At 40.8% G+C, this 24,431-nt stretch carries 20 protein-coding genes and 1 tRNA gene; 15 read left to right on the top strand and 6 right to left on the bottom strand.

Annotated features, from left to right (window positions below):
- Window positions 1-14 precede the first annotated feature (14 nt).
- Genes BIV16_RS06260 through BIV16_RS06245 form a run of 4 tightly spaced genes read right to left on the bottom strand, consistent with a single transcriptional unit; the run spans window position 15 to window position 3,272 of the window.
- Window positions 15-800 (bottom strand): ABC transporter permease, encoded by a 786-nt coding sequence (locus BIV16_RS06260; protein WP_075678648.1) that lies wholly within the window; start codon window positions 798-800, stop codon window positions 15-17.
- Window positions 794-1,633, bottom strand: a complete 840-nt coding sequence (locus BIV16_RS06255; protein ID WP_075678649.1) for an ABC transporter permease — start codon at window positions 1,631-1,633, stop codon at window positions 794-796. Before BIV16_RS06255 ends, BIV16_RS06260 begins: the two co-directional genes overlap by 7 nt.
- Window positions 1,626-2,699, bottom strand: coding sequence for an ABC transporter ATP-binding protein (locus BIV16_RS06250; protein WP_075678650.1), 1,074 nt, complete (start codon window positions 2,697-2,699; stop codon window positions 1,626-1,628). Before BIV16_RS06250 ends, BIV16_RS06255 begins: the two co-directional genes overlap by 8 nt.
- Before the next feature lie 33 nt (window positions 2,700-2,732).
- Entirely contained in the window at window positions 2,733-3,272 is a 540-nt protein-coding gene (locus BIV16_RS06245) for a helix-turn-helix domain-containing protein (RefSeq protein WP_075678651.1), read from the bottom strand.
- Between the two features lie 371 nt (window positions 3,273-3,643).
- Here BIV16_RS06245 and BIV16_RS06240 point away from each other — a divergent pair.
- The 8 genes from BIV16_RS06240 (at window position 3,644) to udk (ending at window position 10,666) form a co-directional block, all read left to right on the top strand.
- Window positions 3,644-3,716: transfer RNA gene (locus BIV16_RS06240), tRNA-Thr, on the top strand.
- A 69-nt stretch (window positions 3,717-3,785) separates the two neighbouring features.
- Window positions 3,786-4,931 (top strand): BMP family lipoprotein, encoded by a 1,146-nt coding sequence (locus BIV16_RS06235; RefSeq protein WP_075678652.1) that lies wholly within the window; start codon window positions 3,786-3,788, stop codon window positions 4,929-4,931.
- 167 nt (window positions 4,932-5,098) lie between these two features.
- Window positions 5,099-6,631 carry an ABC transporter ATP-binding protein gene (locus BIV16_RS06230; protein ID WP_075678989.1) on the top strand — a complete coding sequence of 511 codons (1,533 nt, stop codon included), beginning with the start codon at window positions 5,099-5,101 and terminating at the stop codon, window positions 6,629-6,631.
- A gap of 2 nt (window positions 6,632-6,633) precedes the next feature.
- A complete protein-coding gene (locus BIV16_RS06225; protein WP_075678653.1) occupies window positions 6,634-7,743 on the top strand; it encodes an ABC transporter permease in 1,110 nt (369 codons plus the stop codon).
- On the top strand, window positions 7,743-8,696 hold the full coding sequence (locus BIV16_RS06220) for an ABC transporter permease (protein WP_075678654.1): 954 nt from the start codon (window positions 7,743-7,745) through the stop codon (window positions 8,694-8,696). The genes BIV16_RS06225 and BIV16_RS06220 overlap by 1 nt, the downstream gene beginning before the upstream one ends.
- 185 nt (window positions 8,697-8,881) lie before the next feature.
- Window positions 8,882-9,304 carry a cytidine deaminase gene (locus BIV16_RS06215; protein WP_075678655.1) on the top strand — a complete coding sequence of 141 codons (423 nt, stop codon included), beginning with the start codon at window positions 8,882-8,884 and terminating at the stop codon, window positions 9,302-9,304.
- A gap of 44 nt (window positions 9,305-9,348) precedes the next feature.
- Window positions 9,349-9,993, top strand: a complete 645-nt coding sequence (gene deoC, locus BIV16_RS06210; RefSeq protein WP_075678656.1) for a deoxyribose-phosphate aldolase — start codon at window positions 9,349-9,351, stop codon at window positions 9,991-9,993.
- A 55-nt stretch (window positions 9,994-10,048) separates the two neighbouring features.
- A complete protein-coding gene (gene udk, locus BIV16_RS06205; RefSeq protein WP_075678657.1) occupies window positions 10,049-10,666 on the top strand; it encodes a uridine kinase in 618 nt (205 codons plus the stop codon).
- 111 nt (window positions 10,667-10,777) lie between these two features.
- Here udk and BIV16_RS06200 read toward each other — a convergent pair whose 3' ends face one another.
- Entirely contained in the window at window positions 10,778-11,956 is a 1,179-nt protein-coding gene (locus BIV16_RS06200; protein WP_075678658.1) for a GDSL-type esterase/lipase family protein, read from the bottom strand.
- 187 nt (window positions 11,957-12,143) lie between these two features.
- On the opposite strand from BIV16_RS06200, the gene BIV16_RS06195 reads away from it, so the two are divergent.
- The 5 genes from BIV16_RS06195 (at window position 12,144) to asd (ending at window position 17,254) form a co-directional block, all read left to right on the top strand.
- Window positions 12,144-12,440, top strand: coding sequence for a hypothetical protein (locus BIV16_RS06195; protein ID WP_143524677.1), 297 nt, complete (start codon window positions 12,144-12,146; stop codon window positions 12,438-12,440).
- A gap of 234 nt (window positions 12,441-12,674) precedes the next feature.
- Window positions 12,675-13,832: a glycosyltransferase gene (locus tag BIV16_RS06190; protein ID WP_075678660.1), complete on the top strand. Its 1,158-nt coding sequence runs from the start codon at window positions 12,675-12,677 to the stop codon at window positions 13,830-13,832.
- Window positions 13,833-13,902: 70 nt separating this feature from the next.
- On the top strand, window positions 13,903-14,598 hold the full coding sequence (locus tag BIV16_RS06185; RefSeq protein ID WP_075678661.1) for an epoxyqueuosine reductase QueH: 696 nt from the start codon (window positions 13,903-13,905) through the stop codon (window positions 14,596-14,598).
- Window positions 14,550-15,944 (top strand): argininosuccinate lyase, encoded by a 1,395-nt coding sequence (gene argH / locus BIV16_RS06180; RefSeq protein WP_075678662.1) that lies wholly within the window; start codon window positions 14,550-14,552, stop codon window positions 15,942-15,944. The genes BIV16_RS06185 and argH overlap by 49 nt, the downstream gene beginning before the upstream one ends.
- A gap of 218 nt (window positions 15,945-16,162) precedes the next feature.
- Complete coding sequence (asd, locus tag BIV16_RS06175) at window positions 16,163-17,254, top strand: aspartate-semialdehyde dehydrogenase (protein ID WP_075678663.1); 1,092 nt, start codon at window positions 16,163-16,165, stop codon at window positions 17,252-17,254.
- A 165-nt stretch (window positions 17,255-17,419) separates the two neighbouring features.
- Here asd and BIV16_RS06170 read toward each other — a convergent pair whose 3' ends face one another.
- Window positions 17,420-18,925: a methyl-accepting chemotaxis protein gene (locus BIV16_RS06170; protein ID WP_075678664.1), complete on the bottom strand. Its 1,506-nt coding sequence runs from the start codon at window positions 18,923-18,925 to the stop codon at window positions 17,420-17,422.
- Window positions 18,926-19,180: 255 nt separating this feature from the next.
- Here BIV16_RS06170 and BIV16_RS06165 point away from each other — a divergent pair, with 255 nt between their 5' ends.
- On the top strand, window positions 19,181-20,545 hold the full coding sequence (locus tag BIV16_RS06165) for an ATP-binding protein (protein ID WP_075678665.1): 1,365 nt from the start codon (window positions 19,181-19,183) through the stop codon (window positions 20,543-20,545).
- A gap of 20 nt (window positions 20,546-20,565) precedes the next feature.
- Window positions 20,566-24,417, top strand: coding sequence for a DNA topoisomerase III (locus tag BIV16_RS06160; RefSeq protein ID WP_083624992.1), 3,852 nt, complete (start codon window positions 20,566-20,568; stop codon window positions 24,415-24,417).
- Window positions 24,418-24,431 lie beyond the last annotated feature (14 nt).

The raw sequence follows: 24,431 nt of genomic DNA, 5'->3' as shown, positions 1-24,431 counted from the left end.
AAAACATCTCCTTTTTATTTGGTTCCAGCAGTCCGTTTAAAGCTTCCAGAACGGTAATTCATACACAAAAGCAAAAGAAATGCGAACAGGAACAAAAGTGTGGAAAGTGCATACAATTCCGGGCGGATTCCTTTTCGAAGTTCTGTGTATAGCATGGTTGACAGTGTATTGACACCGGCGCCTTTTGTGAAAAATGTGATGCTAAAATCATCGAGGGACATTGTGACTGCCATCAAAAAACCGGAGAATACCCCGGATTTGATTTCCGGCCAGGTAATTTTGGCAAATGCGTAAAGCTTCGTGGCACCAAGGTCACGTGCAGCTTCATAGGTGTATTTGTTTGCCTGGTTCATTTTTGGCAGCACATTTAAAATGACATACGGAATGTCAAAGGTAATGTGCGCAAGAAGCACGGTGGTAAATCCAAGGTTCATAAATTTTACAAATAAAAGCATCATGGAGATACCGGTTACAATATCTGCATTTAAAAGGGGAATGTTCGTTGCCCCTAGCATGATGGATTTGTTCCTTTTTTTCATCGCACTGATACCGATTGCGGCAAGTGTTCCGATGATGGTAGATAAAATCGCAGCCGAAAGTGTGATTTTCAGTGTCATTCCGAGTGCGTTCATGATGGTTTCATCCTGAAAGCAGGAGAGGTACCATTTTAACGTGAAACCGCCCCATTTGACACGTGACTTGGAATTGTTAAAGGACAAAACCACAAGTACAAGAATCGGGAGGTATAAGAATAAGAAAATAAGTCCCATATAAAGTTTCGAAATCGTTTTCTTTACCATACGGCATTTCCACCTCCATCTTTATCAAAAATATTCATAATCGCCATGCTTGCGATGACAAAAATCATAAGGACGACCGAAAGGCCGGAGCCAAGATACCAGTTGGTACCCTGCATGAACTCCTGTTCGATGACGTTTCCAATCAATAAGACTTTTCCGCCACCTAAAAGATCGGAAATGACAAAAGAGGTAAGCGCCGGTACAAATACCATAATGATACCACTGATGATTCCGGATAATGTAAGCGGAAGGATAATCTTAATGAAAATAATAAAATTGTTTGCGCCAAGATCCTTTGCAGCGTCTAGAATGTCCTGCTTGATTCTTGCCATGGAATTATAAATCGGAAGAATCATAAAAGGTAAAAAGTCGTAGACCATACCAAATACGACGGCTGTCGGAGTGTTTAAAATCTTGATGGAATTAAGTCCGACTGCGCCTAAAACCAGGTTGACAATTCCGTTGTTGGAAAGCAGCAGTCTCCATGCCAGGATTCGAAGCATGAAATTCATCCACATTGGAAGAATGAAGATAAATACAACAAAGCTTTGATGCTTAAAATGAAAGGTATTTAAAATCATTGCAAGCGGATAGGAGAGTACCAGACAGACCACAGTGCTGATTAGTCCAAGCTTTAAGGAGAGCAGCAAGGACTTCACGTGAACAGGGTCAGCGATGGCTGCCAGGTTACTTAAGGTAAAAGCACCGCTAGCATCGGTCACGGCATAATACAAAATCATGAGGAGCGGCAGGAAGGTAAAGCCGATAATCCAGAGAAGATAAGGACCGGCTAAAAGCTGTTTGCCTAATGTTTTCAAAGATTTTTTATACATCCAATTCCACCGCCTTTTCATCTGAGGATTCTGGTTTATGCATAATCTGGATATTAAATGGGATGACATTGATTCCGACATGAGAACCAACTTCATACAATTTTGTCGTATGAACGAGCCATTCATATCCGTTTGCCATAATCTCTAATTCATAGTGGACACCTTTGAAGATGCTTGAGGTAATATCACCTTCCATAAAGCCGTCTTCTGGTGCAACAATTTCAATATCTTCTGGACGAATTACAACATCGACCGGTTTGTTCTGACCAAATCCTTCGTCAACACATGGGATTTTGACACCGAGAATCTCTACCACTTTGTCCTGAATCATCGTTCCGTTGATGATGTTGCTATCCCCGATAAAGTCGGCAACAAAGGCATTGACCGGTTCGTTGTAAATCATTTCAGGAGAACCAATCTGCTGGATATAACCCTGGTTCATAACCACGATATCGTCTGACATGGTAAGTGCTTCCTCCTGATCATGTGTGACATAGACAAAGGTGATTCCAAGCTCGTTTTTTAAACGGATTAATTCATATTGCATATCCTGTCTAAGCTTCAAATCAAGGGCGCCAAGCGGCTCATCCAGCAAAAGGACCTTTGGTTCGTTTACAATGGCGCGGGCAATGGCAATTCGTTGCTGCTGACCACCACTTAATGAATCGATGGAACGGTTTTCAAAACCGTCCAGGTTTACCAGTTTTAAGGCATATTTGATTTTATCCTGGATATAAGCTTTGCTCTTTTTCTTGATTTTTAAACCGAATGCAATGTTTTCTGCAATTGACATATGAGGAAACAAGGCATATTTTTGGAAAACAGTGTTTAGATTCCGCTCATTTGGTGGGAGAGCAGTAATATCTTTTCCATCGAAAAGAACTTTTCCGCTGTCCGGTGTCTCGAATCCGCCAAGGATACGAAGCGTTGTGGTTTTTCCGCATCCGGATGGACCAAGAAGCGTGATAAATTCGTTTTCCTTAATATATAGATTTAACTGATCCAATACAACATGATCCCCATAAGATTTTGTGATATCTACAAAATTAATTAATTTTTTGTTCATAATCGTAAATTCTCCATTCTGTGTATCTGATGTTTAAAAACTAGGAGGGGTCGTAACCCAGATTAAGACGGCTTCCCTCGTACCGGTATTTTCAATAAAATGTTTTTTCCCGGCTTTAAAATAAAAAGATTCTCCGGCACGTACCGTGTGGGAACGGCCACCATAGTGAACTTTGACAGAACCCTTTAAGACATAACCAAAATCCTCTCCCTCGTGTGGAAGATAAACCTCAGAGCGTCCTCCTGAAGCCAGGGTAAGGCGGACAGGTTCCATGGCATCTTTTTGCGCATTGGGGACAATCCATTCAATCGTACGTTTATTCTCTTCATCCTTTTTTTCAAAATAATCTTCTTCCCGGAATACAATCTGTTCCGGCTCCTCGTCTGTAAAAAATTCGGCAGGTGTCGTACCAAGGCACTGGATGATATCAAGCAGTGTCCCGACGGAGGGGGAGTTTTGATTTCGTTCCAGCTGTGAGATAAATCCCTTCGTCAGTTCTGAACGGTCTGCAAGTTCCTGCTGCGTCAGACCATACTGAATGCGAAGTTCTTTCATTCTTTTTCCAATATCCATGATATGGCATTCCTCCCTTTGTAAAAGAATATAATTAGCTACGCTTATAAATAAGTAGAAACTAATTCAAATCACTTCTAAAATAAACAAACATAATCGTAATAATATATATTTAGTTTACTAATAATAAACAAAACCATGGAATATTTTATCTCATAGCAGAAAAAAGTCAATAGATTTTTTGCGTAAAAATGCACGATTTATAAGTTAGGAACACTTTATTTATATGTGACACTTATAGAACTGAAAAATTTTATGAAAAAATAAAAATTTCCTAAAAAAACATTTGCATTTTGAAAAAAATTCGTTATAATAACTTAGTGTGATGTCACCCATTACATGGAGTGATGATAAGAATGACAATAGGGCATGCCGATATGGCTCAGTTGGTAGAGCGGCGCATTCGTAATGCGTAGGTCAGGGGTTCGAGTCCCCTTATCGGCTTTATAGCGGGACTTGAGGACAACGGTGTCATTAGGGACCGCTATATTCATTACAAGGAGGAAAAATAATATGAAAAAGAAATTATTGAGCTTACTTTTAGTAGCTGCTATGTCCGCTACTATGGTAGCAGGTTGTGGTTCTTCTGATTCATCTAATGCATCAGATAACACAGACACAAACAATACTGTTGCAGATACAGAATCTGCTTCTGTCACAACCAAAACAGAGGATGGAAATGCTGAGTTAGCATTGGTTATCGATGTAGGAACAATCGATGACAAATCTTTCAACCAGGGTTCTTGGGAAGGTGTTGAGAAATACGGTGAAGAGAATGGTATTTCTTACAACTATTACAAATCAGCAGAAGCAACAACAGATTCTTTCCAGAATACAATCGAATTAGCAATCGAAGGTGGCGCTAAAGTTATCGTTTGCCCGGGTTACTTATTCGAAGAGCCAATTTACAACTTACAGGATCAGTATCCAGATGTAAAATTCATCTTAATCGATGGTGAACCTCATGATGCAGATTACAACTACGCTACAGCAGACAACACAATGGCTGTTCTTTATCAGGAAGATCAGGCTGGTTTCTTAGCTGGTTACGCTGCAGTAAAAGATGGTTACACAAACCTTGGTTTCATGGGTGGTATGGCACTTCCAGCAGTTATCCGTTACGGATATGGATACCTTGCAGGAGCTGATTACGCTGCAAAAGAAATGGATGAAACTGTAAACGTTACTTACACATACACAGGATCTTTCGAAGCAACTCCAGAAGCTCAGTCTATGGCTACTAGCTGGTACAAAGCCGGAACAGAAGTAATCTTCGGTTGTGGTGGTTCTGTTGGTAACTCTGTAATGTCAGCTGCAGAAGCTTCTAACGGAAAAGTAATCGGTGTTGACGTAGATCAGTCTTCCGAATCTGATACAGTTATCACATCAGCTATGAAGATGTTATCCAACTCTGTATACGATGCAATCACATCTGCTTATGATGGATCTTTCCCAGGTGGAAAAACAACTACATTTGACATCACAAACGATGGTGTAGGTATTGCAATGGATACAGCTAAGTTCAACAACTTCACACAGGAAGATTATCAGGCAATCTACGACAAACTTGTTGCTGGCGATATCACAATTGATAACGATACAGAAAAAGACGTAAAAGATCTTTCATTTACAAATCTTAACGTTAACGTAGTAGAATAATCAAAAGTAATTGATTGAAATAGCTCGAAAGGGGTGCTTGTATGAGCATCCCTTTCGTTTTGGAATGGACTATACATGGATTTCATGATAAAATAGAAAAGAACAGTATAGAAAATTTGCAGCCGCAAGAGAATACTGGCGCGGAACATGCAGAAACGGAGACATTTATGGATTATATTATTGAAATGTTAGACATTACAAAGGAATTTCCTGGCATTAAGGCAAATGACCATATTACCCTTCAGATTAAAAAGGGGGAGATTCACGCGCTTTTAGGAGAAAATGGTGCAGGTAAGTCTACTCTGATGAGCGTTTTGTTTGGTTTATACCAGCCAGACGGCGGATGCATTAAGGTTAGAGGAAAAGAAGTACAGATTAACAACCCTCTTGATGCAAATGCATTGGGAATTGGTATGGTGCACCAGCACTTTAAACTGGTACATAATTTTACCGTATTACAGAACATTGTACTTGGAAACGAAGATGTAAAAAACGGTTTCCTTGAAATGAAAAAAGCAAGAAAGAAAGTCATGGAGCTGAGTGAAAAATATCACTTGGCGGTTGACCCGGATGCACTGATTGAAAATATCACAGTCGGAATGCAGCAGCGAGTTGAAATTTTAAAAATGTTATATCGTGACAACGATATTCTGATTTTTGATGAGCCAACTGCAGTGTTGACTCCACAGGAGATTGACGAACTTATGACAATCATGAAAGAGCTTGTCAAAGAAGGAAAGTCAATCGTATTTATCACACATAAATTGAATGAAATCAAGGCGGTTGCAGACAGATGTTCTGTATTACGCCGTGGAAAATATATTGGAACGGTATCCGTGGCAGATACCGATAAGGAAGCACTCTCTGAGATGATGGTTGGACACAAGGTTCAGCTTACCGTTCAAAAAGACGAGGCAAAACCTACCGATGTTGTCCTTGATGTCAAGAACATGACAGTCCGCGATAAAAAGCAGGGACACTTAAAGGAAGTCATTAAGAATGTGTCCTTACAGGTCAGAAAAGGTGAGATTGTCTGTATCGCAGGTATCGACGGAAACGGCCAGAGCGAGCTTGTAGAAGCAATCACCGGAATGAGCAAAGTAGATGAGGGAACCATTCTTTTGAATGGAGAAGACATCACAAAGAAGTCAATCCGCTACCGCAACACACATGGAATGTCCCATATTCCGGAGGACAGACACAAACATGGTCTTGTACTTGATTATTCGCTTGAGAATAACCTGGTGTTACAGGAATACTTTGATAAGAGATTCCAGAATCACGGATTTATCCGAAAAGACCGCATTACAGAGTATGCAACAGAACTGATTGAAAAATACGATATCAGAAGTGGACAGGGTGTAGATACCATTACAAGAAGTATGTCCGGTGGTAACCAGCAGAAGGCAATCATTGCCAGAGAGCTTACCAAAGAGCATGAACTTTTAGTAGCAGTGCAGCCAACACGAGGACTTGATGTCGGCGCAATCGAGTTTATCCATAAACAGATTGTAAAAGAAAGAGATGAAGGAGCTGCGGTTCTTTTGATTTCTTTGGAACTTGAGGAAGTTATGAATCTGAGTGATCGAATCCTTGTTATTTATGAGGGAGAGATTGTTGGAGAATTAAATCCAAAAGAGACAACAATTCAGGAACTTGGTCTTTATATGGCAGGTTCTAAGAAGGGAGAGAATAAATAATCATGAAAAAGAAAAGAGACAATCTTGGATTTTTATCCTCTTTGTTTGCAATTATTGTAGGACTTCTGGTTGGATTTATCATTCTTTTAATCAGTAATCCATCTCAGGCAGTTCAGGGATTTGGAACCATTTTGACAGGCCCGATTACACATGGTGCAAAAGGAATCGGACAGGTATTTTATTATGCGACACCAATTATTTTAACCGGTCTTTCCGTTGGATTTGCCTTTAAGACAGGTCTGTTTAATATCGGAGCTTCCGGTCAGTTGATTGTCGGAGCTTTTGCGGCAGTATATGTCGGAATCAAAGGAGAGGCACTTGGAAGCGCACAGTGGGTTGTTGCAGTGATTGCAGCAATCGTTGCTGGTTTAATCTGGGGCGCTGTTCCTGGAATCTTCAAAGCATATTTTAATGTGAACGAAGTAATTTCCTGTATCATGATGAACTATATTGGAATGTATCTGGTAAACTATTTAGTTTCTACCAACACAGACCTTTATGATAAAATCCGTAACTACTCCAAGGATGTAGCAAAGACAGCAAACATTCCTGGAATGGGACTTGATAAACTCTTTGAGGGTTCTAGTATCAATGGTGGATTCTTCATTGCACTTGTTGCAGTTGTTATTATTTATATTGTTTTGGAGAAGACAACCTTTGGTTATGAATTAAAAGCGGCAGGATTTAATAAAGATGCCAGCAAATATGCAGGTATGAATGAAAAGAGAAATATCATCCTTTCCATGGCAATTGCAGGTTCTCTTTCTGCATTGGCAGGTGCGCTGCTTTACCTCGCAGGTTCCGGAAAACATATTGTAATCCAGGATTCACTTGCGGCAGAAGGATTTAACGGTATTTCGGTTGCATTGCTTGGTCTTTCACATCCAATCGGAGTTCTGTTAGCGGGACTTTTTGTCGCATACATTACAGCGGCAGGTTTCTACTTACAGTTATTGAACTTCCCGACAGAGATTATCGATATTATTATTTCTGTTATTATTTACTTTGCAGCATTCTCTTTATTCATTCGTGGATTTATCTTAGCAAGAAGAAAGAAGAGAGAAGAGAAGGCGCAGGAAGCTAAAGTGACCGAGAAGGAGGGTGAAAAATAATGGATATTTTATATATGGTTTTTCAGCAGGCAATGTTTTTTACCATTCCGTTGTTGCTCGTAGCATTAGGCGGTATGTTCTCAGAACGTTCCGGTATTATTAATATCGCGTTAGAGGGTATCATGATTATGGGTGCTTTCACCAGTATTTTGTTTATCAGTTTGACAAATGGTGTGTTAAGCGGACAGTTACAGCTGATTCTTGCAATTTTAGTTGCGGTTGTAACGGGTATCGTATTCTCTTTGTTGCATGCGTTTGCATCCATTAACATGAAAGCGGATCAGACTATTAGTGGTACAGCCCTTAACATGTTTGCACCAGCATTTGCAATTTTCGTCGCAAGACGTATTACAGGAACACAGCAGATTCAGTTTATGAATACGTTCCGTATTGAATCGGTACCGGTATTAGGTGATATCCCATTTATTGGACCATTGTTTTTCCAGAACTGCTATATCACAACCTACCTTGGATTTTTGATTTTATTTATTTCTGTTGTTGTACTTTATAAGACAAGATTTGGTCTTCGTTTAAGAGCATGTGGTGAGCATCCACAGGCAGCGGATTCCGTTGGAATTAACGTTTATAAAATGCAGTATGCAGGTGTTATCATTTCCGGTGCACTTGGTGGTTTAGGAGGACTTGTTTTTGTAGTTCCTACTTCTACCAACTTCAATGCATCCGTAGCAGGATATGGTTTCCTTGCATTAGCAGTATTGATTTTTGGACAGTGGCATCCGGTAAAGATTTTTGGAGCATCCATTTTCTTTGGTCTGATGAAGACAATTGCAGCAACGTATTCTTCCATTCCGGTACTTAGTACCAGTGGAATTCCAAGTTACGTTTACAAGATGATTCCTTACATTGCAACCTTGATTGTTTTGGTATTTACATCCAAACATTCACAGGCTCCTAAGGCAGAGGGAATTCCTTACGATAAGGGTGCACGATAAGAATCGTGACAAAATCAAACCAGTAAAAAGTCAGATTTGCGGCGTATGATGTTCATGCGTCGCTAATCTTGTATTATGGCAATTTATAAGAAATATAAGAATAAAAACAATTGCTTATAAGAAAAACTTATAATTACTTGCAAGAAATCTTGTAAGCGATTCACATCATGTAGGAGGGGTAAAACATGGATTTTTCCGAATTGAGAAGAGAAGCATTGCGCATGAGGTCATTTTCTTATGTACCATATTCTAACTTTTGCGTTGGTGCGGCACTGATGACAAAAGACGGCAGGATTTATACCGGCTGTAACATCGAAAATGCAAGTTACACACCGACAAACTGTGCAGAAAGAACTGCCTTTTTTAAGGCTGTCAGTGAAGGTGAAATGGACTTTTGTGCCATTGCAATCGCGGGTGGTCCAAAAGGTGCAGAAGAATTAGATTATTGCCCACCATGCGGTGTATGTCGTCAGGTTATGATGGAATTTTGTGATCCGAAAACATTTCAGGTAATCCTGGTAAAATCGGAGGACGAATATAAGACCTACACATTAGAGGAAGTAATGCCATTAGGATTTGGTCCGATTGATATGGGCATTGAAAAATAAAAAAGAAGCTGTAACAGAAAAAGAAGGAAAAAGGAGAGAAGAATATGTTAAACACAAAATTATTTGATCACACAATTTTAAAGGCAGATGCAACAGAGGCACAGGTTGCAAAAATTTGTAAGGAAGCACTCGAAAACGATTTCGCATCTGTATGTGTGAACCAGTATTACACAAAATTTGTAGCAGAGCAGTTAAAAGGTTCTGATGTAAAGGTTTGTACCGTAGTTGGTTTCCCTCTTGGAATGTCCGACACACGTGTGAAAGCCTTCGAGACAAAGGCTGCAATCGAAGATGGTGCAACAGAAGTGGATATGGTAATCAATGTCGGTGCATTAAAAGACAAGAAATACGATTACGTTTTAAATGATATCAAAACATTAAAAGAAGTATGCGGAAAAGATATCGTATTAAAAGTTATCATCGAGACATGTCTTTTGACAGATGAAGAAAAAGTAAAAGCCTGCGAACTTTCCAAAGAAGCCGGAGCAGATTTTGTAAAGACATCAACAGGATTCTCCACAGCCGGAGCAAAAGCTTCTGATGTAGCGCTTATGAGAAAAACAGTTGGCGAGGGAATGGGAGTTAAAGCATCCGGCGGAATCCACACTTCAGAGGAAGCCTTAGAGATGGTAGAAGCCGGAGCAAACCGTCTTGGAACAAGTGCAACACTTGCAATCATTGGCAAATAAGTAAGACAGGGTAGTAGCGTGAAAATAAATTTTTCATGCTAGAATGGAGATTATTATGAATACAATCGTAATCGGAATTGCAGGAGGAACCGGAAGCGGTAAGACGACACTTGCGGATAAGCTTGTGGACAGTTTTGGCCGTGATGAAGTGAGTATCCTGCGTCATGACAATTATTATAAAAGACATGACGAAATGTGTTACGAGGAGAGAACAAAATTAAATTACGACCATCCGGATGCATTTGACACAGATTTATTGTTTGAACATTTGCAAGCTTTAAAAGCGGGAAAACCAATTGAGATGCCAGTGTATGATTATACGATTCACAATCGTTCCGATGAGACGATTGTGGTAAATCCGGCACCGGTTATCGTATTAGAGGGCATTCTGATTTTTGCGGAGAAATGTCTCTGCGACTTGATGGACATTAAAGTGTTTGTGGACACGGATGCGGATGTGCGTATTTTGCGTAGAATTGCAAGAGATGTAAAAGACAGGGGACGTTCCCTTGACAGTGTCATCAATCAGTATCTGACAACGGTAAAGCCGATGCATGAGCAGTTTGTAGAACCAAGTAAACGCCGTGCAGACATTATCATTCCGGAAGGTGGAGAAAACCTTGTTGCACTTGAGATGTTAATCCAGCGTGTGAGAAATCACCTTTCCAAATAGGCGTGTATCAAAGAAAAGATAAGTGTATCAAAATGTCAGGAATGATGTTTAATGTATTAGAAAAACCTGTGAGAATTTCCGGAAAACCGGCATTCGTCACAGGTTTTTTTGCTATTTATTTTGGTAAAGCTTCTCGTAGGCACATTCTGCCATCTTTTGATAAGCAATGCTGCTTGGATGCAAATGGTCGCCACTGTCATATTCTTTGCGGAAAGCTTCTTTATGCTGTGGGTCTTTTAACACAGCTTCAAAATCGATAGAACCATCAATCTCATCGGTTGATTTAATCCAGTCATTGAACTTATTTTTTAAATCTTCCCGGAAAGGTGCATAGGTGCGCCAGCCAAAGATTGGCAACAGGGTTCCGACATATACTTTACAATTGTAGTTACGTGCACGTTCGATGTACCAGCGCATACCCGCAATCAAATCATCGACCGTTGGAAGGTCACTCATAGGACGGAACTGATTCTTTTCGACGCCGACAGGGTGGATGATATCGTTGATTCCTTGCTGGATAATAATGGTATCAACACCGTTGGTCGGAATTTCATGGTCGAACCGGTTGGTTCCTTTTAAGCCATAAGAATCATAGGTGATGCAATCGTACTGACGCAGGATTCTGGAACCGCTTGTGGCTCTGCGAATGACAGCGGTGTCTAAGATGTGATGCTCGCCTAAAGTGAGTGAGAGATAATCCGGCCAGTCCTGGGCAGTAATGGAGTCACCGTAGCAGAGAATGGTATGAGAATCCTCACTTGTCAAGATATCGATGTTGCTCAAAAAATAAAACCAGGAAATGGATTTTGTATCATTCACCGGAAGCTGCACGGCATTGGTCTGGTCGCTGAGGGAATAAAAAGCCTTTGACAAAGGTCCGGTAATTAAGACCGCAGACTGCATCTGTGTAAAATCCGCAAGGTAAAAGCTTACCAAAAGCGAAGTCCCTCTTTTGACAGAAAAAGGAATGGCATCGCTGACGACGGATTCGCCAGGTGCAATGACAACATCCTCCATGCCGGAAAAGGTGATGGGAGCGAATGTGTCGCGCACAGCACTGCAGCTCAAAGGGGTTGGATTTTGTTCGGATGCCAGCGCAACTGTGGCGCGTGTGATGTGGATTGGTTCTGTACCACAATAGTTATCAAACGTAAATTTTAAGGAAGAACCATCAAACGGTGTGTAGATGGGATAACGCAGTGTAATATTTTTCGCATAACTTTCGGGTCTATGTGTGGCGATAGACATCGCATTTCCCCACATAGACACCCATTTTGTGTGATTTTTCATAAGTATAACCTCACTATTTTCTATTTGTAATCTATTTTTTATAGGATAAACTGACATAAACCGACGCTATTATACCTTAAATGGAGGAGGAATGCTACCAAATTTTGAAAAGATGAAAATCGGGTTGTCCTTTTTTTTGAAAATTGATATAATATTTTATGTAGTCAAAGTATGGGAGGATTGCATTATGAAGGAAAATCAAAAACAGCTTATCATGTCGGTGATTGCGCTGGCAGCGTGTGCTGCGATGATAGTAATCAGCATGTTTGTTTTGAAGATTCCGGTTGTTGCAGTGTGTGTGATTTTACTGTTGAATGTAGGGATTGCATGTTGTCTGCATCATGAACCGGTCTGGTTACACGGGGTATTATTGATTGCAGAGCTGGTAGCCGGAATTTTATGTAAAAAGATTGTATTTATTCTTTTGTGTATCGTGATTTATGTCGTTGCGATTTTGGTCTTAAAATATAAGAAAGAAGCGTAGGAAAAGTAAGAAAAGGGGCTTTTGACAAAAGGAATCACTTTTGCAAGAGCTTCTTTTGTATAACAGGACTTTACCAATAAGATTCGGGTGTCAAAAGGTTGTTCACAGTTCTTTTGACACCCGAATCCCAATAAGTGAATCCTGTAAATCTTTTTGTCAATGGATTACACAAAAATAAGTTTTATACGTATTAAAAAGATTAAACTGGTGAAAACGGGAGGAAATAATGCGAAAATGGGAAAGCGGATTTTGATTTTTAGCTCAAGGGAAATTTGTTATTTCTCCAGCAATTTTTTCGCAAATGAGATGGCAACTGCATTTGAAGAACTTGGAAACGAGGTCTTTGTGTGCGAGCTTGCGATGGAGGATGATTTGGATCAAAAACTGACGCCCTATGTGGATCAGGAGTACGATTTGATTCTGGATTTTAATTCCTTACTCCCGAGAATGGAGCTGGATGATCACAGCTTGCTTGTGAATCATTTTAAGGGGCCTTTTGTGGACTGGCTTGTGGATCATCCACTGTTTCATCATGTGGCGTTGTCTGCGGATATTAAAGATTCTTATGCACTCTGCCTGGATGAAACACAGAAAACATACGTCGAGACGTACTATCCGAATATAAAAAAGACGCTGATGCTGCCGCTTAGTGCATCAGAATCCTTTGTGCCGGTTGAAAAGTCCAAGGAGGCAAGAGTCCTTTTTACGGGAACGTTTGAGATACCTGAAAATGTGGCAAAACTAATCAATCAGGAAGAACCGGAAAGAAGAAACTGTATGTGGAAGCTGATTGAAATGCGCCTTGCAGATCCGAATCTTCCGATGGAAGATGCTTTTCGCATTTATCTGAAAGAAAAAGGGATGGAACTTTCCAAAAAAGAATTTCGGGAAGAGATGAACCGGATGTATGCCGTTGATGTGTATGTCAGAAATTATTTCAGAAATCAGGTGATTGAGGAGCTGTTAAACAACCGGATTCCGATGCGTGCGATTGGTCATGGATGGGAGAAATTAAAGCATCCGAACAAGGATTGCATCATTTGTGAGGAGCCAGTATTTTTCAATCTGTCTTTTGAAAAAATTGCAAAGGAGCACATTCTTTTAAATGTTGCACCAATTTTTCACCATGGGGTTCACGACCGTGTATTTGCGGGAATGGCAAACCATACTGTGGTTTTGACGGAGGAGAATCCATATATAACGGAGCATTTTGATTGTGGCAGGGAACTTTGTACCTACAATCTGATGGAGAGACAAAATGTGGCCGACCTTGCGGAAGAGTTGTTGTTAAATCCTGCAAAAAGAAGAGAAATTGAGGAGACAGCGTATGCTTCCTATCAGAAAAAGCATACCTGGAAGGAACGTGCTCGTTTTATAAGTATGCAAATATAAAAGAATAATATGCATAAATATACATTATATACTTGAAGTTTTAAGAAAAGTCATGTAGAATAGGTGGAGTATGAATCAGAATTATCAAAAGATATTAGAGCAGACAATTCAAAAGAACGAGGAAGAAGGAAAAGTTCCAACACTTTTGTTACATAGTTGCTGTGCGCCGTGCAGTTCGTATTGCCTTGAATATTTATCCAATTATTTCCGGATAATGGTGTATTATTATAACCCGAATATTTATCCGGAGGAAGAATATGCAAAACGAACCGTAGAACAGCAGGAATTTATTCGGAAGCTTCCGGCAAAATATCCGATTTCATTCCTTGAGGGTGCCTATGAAAAAGAAAAATTCTATGAGATGGCACGGGGGCTTGAGGATGTAAAAGAGGGCGGTGAAAGGTGCTTCCGTTGTTATGAACTTCGGCTGCGGGAGGCTGCAAAGGTGGCGAAGGAACACAAAATGGATTATTTTACGACCACACTTTCCATCAGCCCTTTGAAAAATGCAACGAAATTAAATGAGATTGGCGCGGCATTGGAAAAAGAATATGGAATTGCGTATCTTTATTCTGATTTTAAAAAGAAAAATGGTTACAAACGTTCTGTCGAACTGTCCAAAGAATATGGGATGTATCGTCAATATTATTGCGGATGTGTCTATTCGAAGAACCAGCGTGATAAAGAGATTGCGGAGCAGAAAGAGAGGAATGAAACATGGCACAGTTGTGGGGTGGAAGATTCACCAAAGAAACAGACCAGTTAGTCTATAATTTTAATGCATCGATTGGATTTGACCAGAAGTTTTACAAACAGGATATTGAGGGCAGTATTGCACATGTATCGATGCTTGGAAAACAGGGAATTTTAACCAAGGAAGAAATGCAGCAAATTATTGACTGCTTAAATGAAATCAAAAAAGAGGTCGAGGAAGGCCGTTTAGAGATCACCAGTGAATACGAAGACATTCACAGTTTTGTGGAGGCGAATCTGATTGACCGCTTAGGTGATACCGGAAAGAAATTACATACCGGACGAAGCAGAAATGACCAGGTTGCACTTGATATGCGTTTGTATACAAGAGCAGAAGTCTTGCATACGGATGAACTTTTAAAAGAATTATTAGAGACCATCCTTTCTATTATGGAAGAGAATACAGAGACTATTATGCCGGGATTTACACATTTGCAAAAGGCACAGCCAATCACACTGGCACATCACATGGGAGCTTATTTTGAGATGTTTAAGCGCGACAGACTGCGTTTGCATGATATTTATGAGCGAATGAATTATTGCCCGCTTGGCTCTGGTGCGTTAGCAGGAACAACCTATCCGTTAGACCGTGAATACACGGCAGAACTGTTAGGATTTTATGGCCCTACCTTAAACAGCATGGACGGTGTCTCAGACCGTGATTATTTGATTGAATATTTATCTGCCTGTGCCACAATTATGATGCATTTAAGCCGTTTCTCAGAAGAAATTATCATCTGGAACTCAAATGAATATCAGTTTGTGGAGATTGATGACGCATACAGCACAGGAAGCAGTATTATGCCACAGAAAAAGAACCCGGATATTGCAGAATTAGTACGAGGCAAGACAGGACGTGTCTATGGTGCCTTAATGTCACTTCTTACCACAATGAAGGGAATCCCACTTGCCTATAATAAGGATATGCAGGAGGATAAGGAACTTTCCTTTGATGCGATGGATACCGTAAAAGGCTGTATCGCACTTTTCAATGGAATGCTTGCAACGTTAAAGTTCAATAAAGATGTCATGAGAAAATCAGCAAACAAAGGATTTACCAATGCAACAGACGCCGCTGATTATCTGGTAAATCATGGTGTGCCATTCCGTGATGCACATGGAATTGTGGGACAGATTGTGCTTTATTGTATCGATAAAGGCATAGCAATCGATGATATGTCATTAGAGGAGTTAAAGAAAATCAGCCCTGTTTTTGAGGAGGATATTTATGATGCGATTTCCATGGAGACCTGCGTCAACAAACGTCTGACCATTGGTGCGCCAGGCAAAGAAGCGATGGAGAAAGTAATCGCTCTCGAAAAAGAATATTTGAATGGGGAAGGCGACTGGCAGAACTAAAAAGTGCAAAAGTATGCATTTCCAGCATGGGATTATGCATAATGCACAAGAAAAGTAAAAATATAATGGGATTTTTTACGAATATATGCTTGCATTTTAATGCAAAATCACATAATATATTTACTATAGCGACAAATGTTCGCCACACACGGACATGGCGAATGTTTCATACGGAGACTATAACAGAATTTGGAACGAAAAAGAGGAGATTAGAAGAAATGAGTGAAAAACTGAAAGTTGGTATTTTGGGCGGAACTGGAATGGTAGGACAGAGATTTATTTCTCTGTTAGAGAATCATCCTTGGTTTGAGGTAACTACAATTGCGGCAAGTCCAAGAAGTGCTGGCAAGACTTATGAAGAGGCTGTTGGTGGAAGATGGAAAATGGATACACCAATGCCGGAAGCTGTAAAAAATATTGTTGTTATGAATGTTAACGAGGTTGAAAAGGTTGCATCTGAAGTTGATTTTGTTTTCTCCGCAGTTGATATGACAAAAGAAGAAATCAAAAAAATCGAAGAGGATTATGCAAAGACAGAGACACCGGTTGTCTCAAATAACAGTGCCCACAGATGGACACCGGATGTTCCTATGGTTGTACCGGAAATCAATCCAGAACATATGGAAGTCATCAAATATCAGAGAGAAAGACTTGGTACAAAACGTGGTTTTGTAGCTGTAAAGCCAAACTGTTCCATTCAGTCTTATGCGCCGGTTCTTACTGCATGGAAAGAATTTGAGCCATATGAAGTTGTAGCAACAACTTATCAGGCAATTTCCGGAGCTGGTAAGACATTTAAGGACTGGCCGGAAATGGTTGGAAATATCATTCCTTACATTGGTGGAGAAGAAGAAAAATCAGAAAAAGAGCCACTTCGTATCTGGGGACATATTGATGATGAGAAAAAGGAAATTGTTCCTGCAACATCACCGGTGATTACCTGTCAGTGTATCCGTGTGCCAGTATTAAACGGTCACACAGCAGCTGTATTTGTGAAGTTTAAAAAGAAACCAACCAAAGAACAGTTAGTAGAAGCATTAAGAAATTACCGTGGAGTTCCACAGGAATTAGAACTTCCAAGTGCTCCAAAACAGTTCATCCAGTACTTAGAAGAAGACAATCGTCCACAGGTATCATTGGATGTAAACTTTGAGCATGGTATGGGTGTTTCCGTCGGACGTTTAAGAGAAGATACAGTTTACGACTGGAAATTTGTAGGCTTATCCCACAATACAGTTCGTGGAGCTGCAGGTGGTGCAGTGCTTTGTGCAGAGTTATTAAAGGCTCAGGGATATATTACAAAGAAATAAGTTAGATTCTAGGGGAAAAGAGTCCTATCTTTACCGGATGCATTGCCTGGTGAGAAAGCAGAATCTTTTGACTTAGAAAGTTAAAATGTTAAGAAAAAAGCTTCCTATGTAACTACGAATGTAGAACATAGGAAGCTTTTTGAGTTATAAAGTATTTTCTACTGTCTAATCCTTCATATATTTATCTAATTCATGAGAAACATTTAAAATCGCTTCTAATTGTTTCTGCGCATCTTTTGCATTCTCAAGGTTCTTGTAAGAAGAGGTTGCAGCCTGGCTTGAGGAGGAGGTTACTTCCTCTGTTGTAGCAGACAAGGTTGTGATGTTATCTACAATCTGGTTGTTTGCATCGGATAAGTTCTGTAACATTGCATCAATGTTGGAAATCTCATCGGTCAAGTGTGCGACGTTCTGATTCATATCCTCGAAACGTTTCAACGCATCTGCAATCATGCCTTCCTGCTCATTTGTAGCGACCAGAGAGCGTTCTACGGCTTCCGATGCGGTATCGGCATTCAAGGATAATTCCTCAAGGATAGAGGCAATGTTTTCCGTTTCTAAACGTGTTCGCTCTGCCAACTGACGAATCTCATCTGCAACAACTGCAAATCCACGTCCGGCTTCTCCGGCTCTGGCACTTTCAATGGAAGCATTTAGTGCGAGCAGGTTGGTCTGGCTTGAAATTGCAAAAATAGTATCTGCGATCGATTTTACAGCATCGGTGCGCTCTTTTAAGGATTTCATTGCCGCAGCTACGTTAGAGTTGGTATCGGTAATCACATGGGATTGCTGCTTTAATTCGTTCATGACGGCCATACTCTTGTCTGTCAGTTCATTGGACTGTCTGGCAACCTCAACCATGGTTTTGGAGCTCTCAAGTGTATGCTCAATGGATTCCTGGATATGAGCGGTCATATCGGTCTGAGTCTGGATGTTTTCTGCAGTGGAAAGTGTACTGTCTGAAATATCCTTCATGGCACCGTTTACAAATTCGGTAGAAGAATTCAAGGTGTTGACAATGTCCATCGCAGATTCGGTGCCTTTTCTTACTTCACCGGCTACCTGGACAACATCATCCATCATACGTTCCACATTTGCCTTCTCAGCTTCAATCTGACCAAGCGTGTGTGCGATAAATTCGCCTGCAACACAGGTAATGCGGTAGATGACAATGATAAGGAAGAACACACTGCAAACATTAAAAAGCTGGGAAATGGTGGAACCATTTTCGAAGTTTTCATGTGTGGCAAATTTCATAAGTGTAATTAAAATTTCATTTGCGGCAAGAAATCCGCCGGTAATGAGCGTATATTTTTTGTCGAAAAACAAAATACCGCAGGCAAGTGGTATCACAGCAATCAGCTGCACGAATCCCTCGCTGAAAGCAAATCCCATAAACATGGTAATGAAAATCTGAAATGGCAGGGATACATAGCGGTATTTTTTGGAATCCTTCATTCTTGTCCGTAACAAGAGAAGAAGAAGGATTGCAACAACAATAACACAGGAAAACATGGTAGAAAATCCTGTGGAGCGCAGTCCGATGGCTGCTGAGAACCAGATCAGTGCGAGCAAAATAACATAGTATGCAATGTAGCCGGATAAGAGAAAACTGTTTGCACGCTGGAATTGTTCTTTTTGATCGGAATACTTAAAATTTTTCTGTTCCATTTTCGTATCTTGGATGCGTAAGGCATCTTTTTTCTTTCTGAATTATAACTAAAATTATATATCATTATAACATTTGCGCATGGGAAAAACTACCTATTTTCCAGGAAAAGGGCAAAAACAGGAGAAAAAAGAGAGAAAATAATCAAAATATTGTATGAGTGTCGAAAAGCGGTATGGGTTGCTGGTTATATTAAAAAATGATATAATTTCTCTATGCGTCCATAGACGAATGAAAAAGATACCGGAGGGGGAAATATGGTTGTAAAAACAGCAGTATTAAAACAACTAGAAGCGCTTTTTAAAGAGCAAGGAAATTCCGTTCTTATTTTATATGGAAGAAAGGAATGTGAAAAAGAACAGCTCCTGAACGTATATTGCCAGAATAAAAAGTATTTTTATTATAGAGCCAGAGAGACCGAAGCGAGGCAGCAGCTTATCTATATGGAAAAGGAGATACAATCCCGTTTCCAGGTTGCGGTTTCGAAACAAAATTACGAGGAGTATTTTAAACGTGTAAAAAGCGGTGGACCGGAAAAGCTTGTCCTTGTAATCGATGAATTCGACCGCATTGTGAAAAAGGATGATTCGTTTTGGAAGGCGGTCGTTCTTTTAAAGGAGAAAAAGCTATATCCGGGACCGGTTCAGATTATTTTAAGTACCTCAAACGAAAACTGGGTAGAACATGAGATGGAGGCGGAGAAAAAATCAGACTATGACCGCTTTGTGGATAAGAAGATAAAAGTGGGCGATTTAGACTTCCTGGAGGTCGTGCGTGCTTTCCCGGAGTACCCGGTAAGCGAATGTATTAAGGTATATGGCATACTTGGCGGTACGCCGCTTTATATCAACCGTTTTCATGCCAAGAGGAGCATAAAGGAAAATATATGCCGTACCATTCTTTCGGAAAACGGAGCACTCCATCATGCGGTGGATGATCTGCTTGCAGGACAATTGCGGGAGAGGTCAGTTTATCATACCATTTTAAGCTGCTTTACCTCTGGAACGCAGAAACTGAATGATATTTATCTAAGGACAGGCATCTCCAGAGCAAAAATTAGTGTCTATATGAAAAAATTAAGCGAGGTTGGAATCCTTGAAAAAGTCCATTCTTTTGAGACGGGTGGATGGGAAAATGCGAAAAAGGGCGTTTACCGGATTCACAATCCATTTGTGCATTTTTGGTTTTACTTTGTGTATCCGAACCTGTCCGATTTTCATTTTTTAGGAGCGGAAGAGTTCTATGAGAAACACATTGCACCTGATTTGGACGGTTATTTAAACCAGTACTTTTCAAAAGTATGTGAAGAATACCTGTCGCTGCTTGGAAAAGTGGGAAGGCTGCCTATGAAGGTAACAAAAATAGGAACCTGGGTTGGAAAAGAAGGCACCATCGATGTCGTGATGCAAAATGAGATACGCGAGATGATGGTCGGTGTCTGTAACTGGTCGGAGCCGGAATTTGACAAAAAAATGTGTCAGAAGATGTTTGAAAGTTTGGAGCAGGCAAAAATTAAACCAAGATTTATTTTCTTGTTTTCTGCCACAACTTTTGCGGAAGAAGTAAAGAAAATGGCAAAGGAGGATGAGCGGTTCATCCTTGTTGACATGAATGAATTGTAAAGATACGGGAGGATTAGAGTTTGCCAAAATCGTTGATTATTACGGAGAAACCGAGTGTGGCACAGGAGTTTGCAAGAATACTGCGGGTCTCCGGTAGAAATGATGGATATATTGAAAACAGTGAGTATGTCATCACCTGGTGTGTGGGTCATCTGGTTGAGATGGTGTATCCGGAAGAATATGATGAAAAATATAAGCGCTGGAAGCTGGAGGATCTTCCTTTTTTGCCGCGCGATTATAAATATCATGTCATTCCTGCTGTGAGCAAGCAGTATGAGATTGTACATAGACAGCTTTGGAGGGAGGATATTGATACCGTCTACTGGGCAGGTGATGCGGGAAAAGAAGGTCAGACGATTGAGGAAAATATCAGACGCTTTGGCGGTGTGAGAGAGGGCATGAAAGAGCTTCGTGTCTGGATTGACTCACAGACAGAAGAAGAGATTACGAGAGGAATCCGTGAGGCAAAGCCGATGGAGGAGTATGACAATCTTGGTAATTCCGGGATTATGAGAACCATTGAAGATTATGCAATGGGAATCAATTTTTCACGTGTTATGTCAGTCAAGTATGGAAGACTGTTAAATGACGCCGCCGGAACCAATTCCTACACAGCAATTGCGGTTGGACGTGTTATGACCTGTGTGCTTGGAATGGTTGTCATCAGAGAGCGTGAGATACGAAACTTTGTGGAGACACCTTTTTACAGAATTGTCGGCTCTTTCACAGAGGCAGATGTAGAGGGCGAATGGAAGGCAATCGATGGTTCACAATATTTTGAGTCGCCTCTTTTGTATAAAGAAAATGGATTTAAGGAAAGAGAGAGCGCACAAAACCTGATAGATTCTTTGCAGGATGAAAAGGCGATTGTAAAATCCATTGAACTTGGAACTTCAAGAAAAAAGGCTCCGCTTCTTTTTAACCTGGCGGAGCTTCAGGCGGAGTGTGCAAAGCGTTTTAAGATAAGCCCGGATGAGACACTTCAGGTCGCACAGGATTTGTACGAAAAGAAGCTGACAACTTATCCAAGAACCGATGCGAGAGTGCTTTCTACTGCGGTTGCCAAGGAAATCGGAAGAAATATCAGCCGTCTTAAGGTATATCAGCCGGTGGCAGACTATGTCGATAAAATTATGAAGGAACGCCTTTATGCGAATGTGGCGAGAACACAATATACGGACGATTCCAAAATCACCGACCACTATGCGATTATTCCAACCGGTCAGCTCACGGAATTGGATTCCCTAACATCCTTACAAAGAAGCGTATTTGATTTGATTGTAAGACGTTTCCTTAGCATTTTTTACCCGGCAGCGACCTATCAGAATGTAAAATTGCAGGTTGGAATGGGCAAAGAATGTTTCTTTGCGTCTGCAAAAGAGTTAAAAGACCCTGGATTTTTAGAAATTATGGGAAAACAGCAGGACGAGGACAAAGAAGAGGATGAAAAATCAGGGCGAGGTCTTCTTGCCATTGCTGCAAACTTAAAAAATGGAGATGAGATTTTGGTGGATGGTCTTTCCATCAAAGAAGGTAAGACATCTCCGCCAAAGCGCTATACCTCCGGTTCCATGATTCTTGCGATGGAAAATGCGGGACAGCTTATTGAAGATGAAGAACTTCGTGCGCAGATTAAGGGTTCTGGAATCGGAACCTCTGCAACGAGAGCGGAAATCATACGAAAATTGGTACGAATTCATTATCTTGCATTAAATAAAAGAACGCAGGTCTTAACACCGGAGACACTTGGTGAGATGGTGTTTGAGGTTGTCAGCATGACAGTTCCGGCTCTTTTGAATCCGAAGATGACAGCGTCCTGGGAAAAGGGGCTAGATGGCATTACAGCCGGTACGGTTGCAATGGAGGAGTATCGCACCAAGTTAGAGGACTTCATTCGCCGTGAGACGGAATCCATGATCGAACGAAATCTGATGGAACCGTTGACCGAGCGGATCAGACCACTGGTAGGAAAAGGTGGGAGAGGAATTGCAGCAAAGAAAAAATTAGGCGTGCCATGCCCACTCTGTGGTGGCGAAGTCGAGACAACGCCATTTGGTTATGGATGCAGCAATTATCAAAAAGATGGCTCCGGCTGCAAGTTTGCAATCGGAACGATTGCCGGCCGGGATTTGGAAGAAAAAGAGTTAAAACAACTTTTAACAAATGGGAAAACGGGTGTATTGAATGGCTTTGTATCGAAAAGCAAGAAGAAGTTCAGTGCATGTTTGGTTTTGAAAAAAGAGGAAGATGGAAAGAGTTCCATTCAGTTTGATTTTTCCGAGAACCAGCCTGCTTATGTCGAGGGAGTTACCTGCCCGGTCTGTGGTGGAAGAGTGGAAGTAACGCCTTATGGCTATTGCTGTGAAAATCACCGCAGCGAAGGGGATGGCTGCTACTTTTCAATGGGAAAGATTGCCGGTCGTGCAATCAGACAGGAAGAGTTAAAACAACTTTTAATAAATGGAAGAACAGACGTATTAAAAGGATTTGTATCGAAAAACAAAAAGAAATTCAACGCGAGCCTGGTATTAGAGACTGCCGAAGATGGAAGAAAATCCGTGAATTTTGATTTTTCACAGAACGAGGCAGAGATTGTAGAAGGCGTCACCTGTCCGATGTGTGGCGGTGAGATTGTCGTAAAATCTTTCGGCTATGGATGTGCCAATTATGACCCACAAAACGAGGCAAGCTGTAAATTTGCAATCGGTCAGATTGCGGGAAAAGATTTGACGGTGGCACAGGTGAAGGAACTTTTGACAGCGGGAAGAACATCAACCATAAGAAGGTTTAAGTCAAAATCCGGGAAACGGTTTGATGCCTGCATTATGTTAGATACCGATGAAAATGGAAAAAAGAGCTTAAAGTTCGACTTTGACCATGTGGAAGCCAAAAAGGTAAAGGATGTGGTCTGCCCGCTTTGCGGAGGCGAGATTGTGCAGACGCCGTTTGGGTTTGGATGTGCAAATTATGTGAAAGACGATGAAAATTCCTGCCGCTTTTCCATTGGAAAGATGGCGGAAAAATCACTGACGGAAGCACAGGTAAAAGAACTTTTGACAGAGGGCAGAACCTCGACGATAAGAGGATTTAAGTCAAAAACCGGAAAAAAATTTGATGCACGTATTGCGTTAAACAAAGATGAAACCGGAAAGGTGACAGGATTAAAATTTGATTTTGAGGATTTGGAACAGCCGTCGGTTAAAGATGTGGTTTGTCCGCTCTGTGGCGGTAAGATTGTAAAGACGCCGTTTGGCTATGGATGCGCCAATTATTCGAAGGACGATGAAAATTCCTGCCGTTTTTCCATCGGAAAGATTGCGGGTGTTACCTTAAAAGAAGCACAGGTGAAAGAATTACTGCTGCGCAAAAAGACGGATGTGATATCCGGTTTTATTGCAAAGACAGGAATGATGTTTGACGCTCCGCTAAAATTAACAGAGGATGGAAGGGTAACGTTTGATTTCCCGGAAAAACCAAAGCCGGTGGAGACGACACTCATTTGTCCAAAGTGCAAGAAGCAGTTAAAGAAATCACAGTGGTACTATGAGTGCGAATGTGGCTTTAAGCTGTATCATACGATAGCAAAGGTAGAACTTCCGGAAGAAACGGTAAAAGAATTGCTAGAAACCGGCAAAACAAAGACAAAAGTAGTTGGATTCACCGCAAAATCTGGAAATCAGTTTGATGCATGTTTAAAACTCGAAGATGACCAGATAAAGTTTGATTTCGATAATCCGGGCGAAGATACCGCAAAACAGCAGGATGATGCTCCTTTTTATGAAGAATTAGAAGAAAATCCAATTGAAATTCCGACAGAACAGACAAAGATGTCGGAAGTGTCAGAAGATGCGTCAGGAAAAGATGAGAATTAGGTTAGTATTTCACA

The organism is Roseburia sp. 831b, from assembly GCF_001940165.2.
Classification (GTDB): Bacteria; Bacillota; Clostridia; order Lachnospirales; family Lachnospiraceae; genus Roseburia.
Note: the sequence above shows the minus strand (reverse complement) of the source record. Positions and strands in the feature narration are given on the sequence as shown.

What these genes read in the sequence shown, in the direction of transcription:
- BIV16_RS06230 (WP_075678989.1), top strand. Translation starts at nt 5,099, where the DNA reads ATGGATTATATTATTGAAATGTTAGACATTACAAAGGAATTTCCTGGC.
- BIV16_RS06170 (WP_075678664.1), bottom strand. Translation starts at nt 18,925, where the DNA reads ATGGAACAGAAAAATTTTAAGTATTCCGATCAAAAAGAACAATTCCAG.
- BIV16_RS06190 (WP_075678660.1), top strand. Translation starts at nt 12,675, where the DNA reads ATGGGAAAGCGGATTTTGATTTTTAGCTCAAGGGAAATTTGTTATTTC.
- BIV16_RS06260 (WP_075678648.1), bottom strand. Translation starts at nt 800, where the DNA reads ATGGTAAAGAAAACGATTTCGAAACTTTATATGGGACTTATTTTCTTA.
- BIV16_RS06245 (WP_075678651.1), bottom strand. Translation starts at nt 3,272, where the DNA reads ATGGATATTGGAAAAAGAATGAAAGAACTTCGCATTCAGTATGGTCTG.
- deoC (WP_075678656.1), top strand. Translation starts at nt 9,349, where the DNA reads ATGTTAAACACAAAATTATTTGATCACACAATTTTAAAGGCAGATGCA.
- argH (WP_075678662.1), top strand. Translation starts at nt 14,550, where the DNA reads ATGGCACAGTTGTGGGGTGGAAGATTCACCAAAGAAACAGACCAGTTA.
- BIV16_RS06215 (WP_075678655.1), top strand. Translation starts at nt 8,882, where the DNA reads ATGGATTTTTCCGAATTGAGAAGAGAAGCATTGCGCATGAGGTCATTT.
- asd (WP_075678663.1), top strand. Translation starts at nt 16,163, where the DNA reads ATGAGTGAAAAACTGAAAGTTGGTATTTTGGGCGGAACTGGAATGGTA.
- BIV16_RS06225 (WP_075678653.1), top strand. Translation starts at nt 6,634, where the DNA reads ATGAAAAAGAAAAGAGACAATCTTGGATTTTTATCCTCTTTGTTTGCA.
- BIV16_RS06250 (WP_075678650.1), bottom strand. Translation starts at nt 2,699, where the DNA reads ATGAACAAAAAATTAATTAATTTTGTAGATATCACAAAATCTTATGGG.
- BIV16_RS06195 (WP_143524677.1), top strand. Translation starts at nt 12,144, where the DNA reads ATGAAGGAAAATCAAAAACAGCTTATCATGTCGGTGATTGCGCTGGCA.
- BIV16_RS06200 (WP_075678658.1), bottom strand. Translation starts at nt 11,956, where the DNA reads ATGAAAAATCACACAAAATGGGTGTCTATGTGGGGAAATGCGATGTCT.
- BIV16_RS06165 (WP_075678665.1), top strand. Translation starts at nt 19,181, where the DNA reads ATGGTTGTAAAAACAGCAGTATTAAAACAACTAGAAGCGCTTTTTAAA.
- BIV16_RS06185 (WP_075678661.1), top strand. Translation starts at nt 13,903, where the DNA reads ATGAATCAGAATTATCAAAAGATATTAGAGCAGACAATTCAAAAGAAC.
- udk (WP_075678657.1), top strand. Translation starts at nt 10,049, where the DNA reads ATGAATACAATCGTAATCGGAATTGCAGGAGGAACCGGAAGCGGTAAG.
- BIV16_RS06220 (WP_075678654.1), top strand. Translation starts at nt 7,743, where the DNA reads ATGGATATTTTATATATGGTTTTTCAGCAGGCAATGTTTTTTACCATT.
- BIV16_RS06235 (WP_075678652.1), top strand. Translation starts at nt 3,786, where the DNA reads ATGAAAAAGAAATTATTGAGCTTACTTTTAGTAGCTGCTATGTCCGCT.
- BIV16_RS06255 (WP_075678649.1), bottom strand. Translation starts at nt 1,633, where the DNA reads ATGTATAAAAAATCTTTGAAAACATTAGGCAAACAGCTTTTAGCCGGT.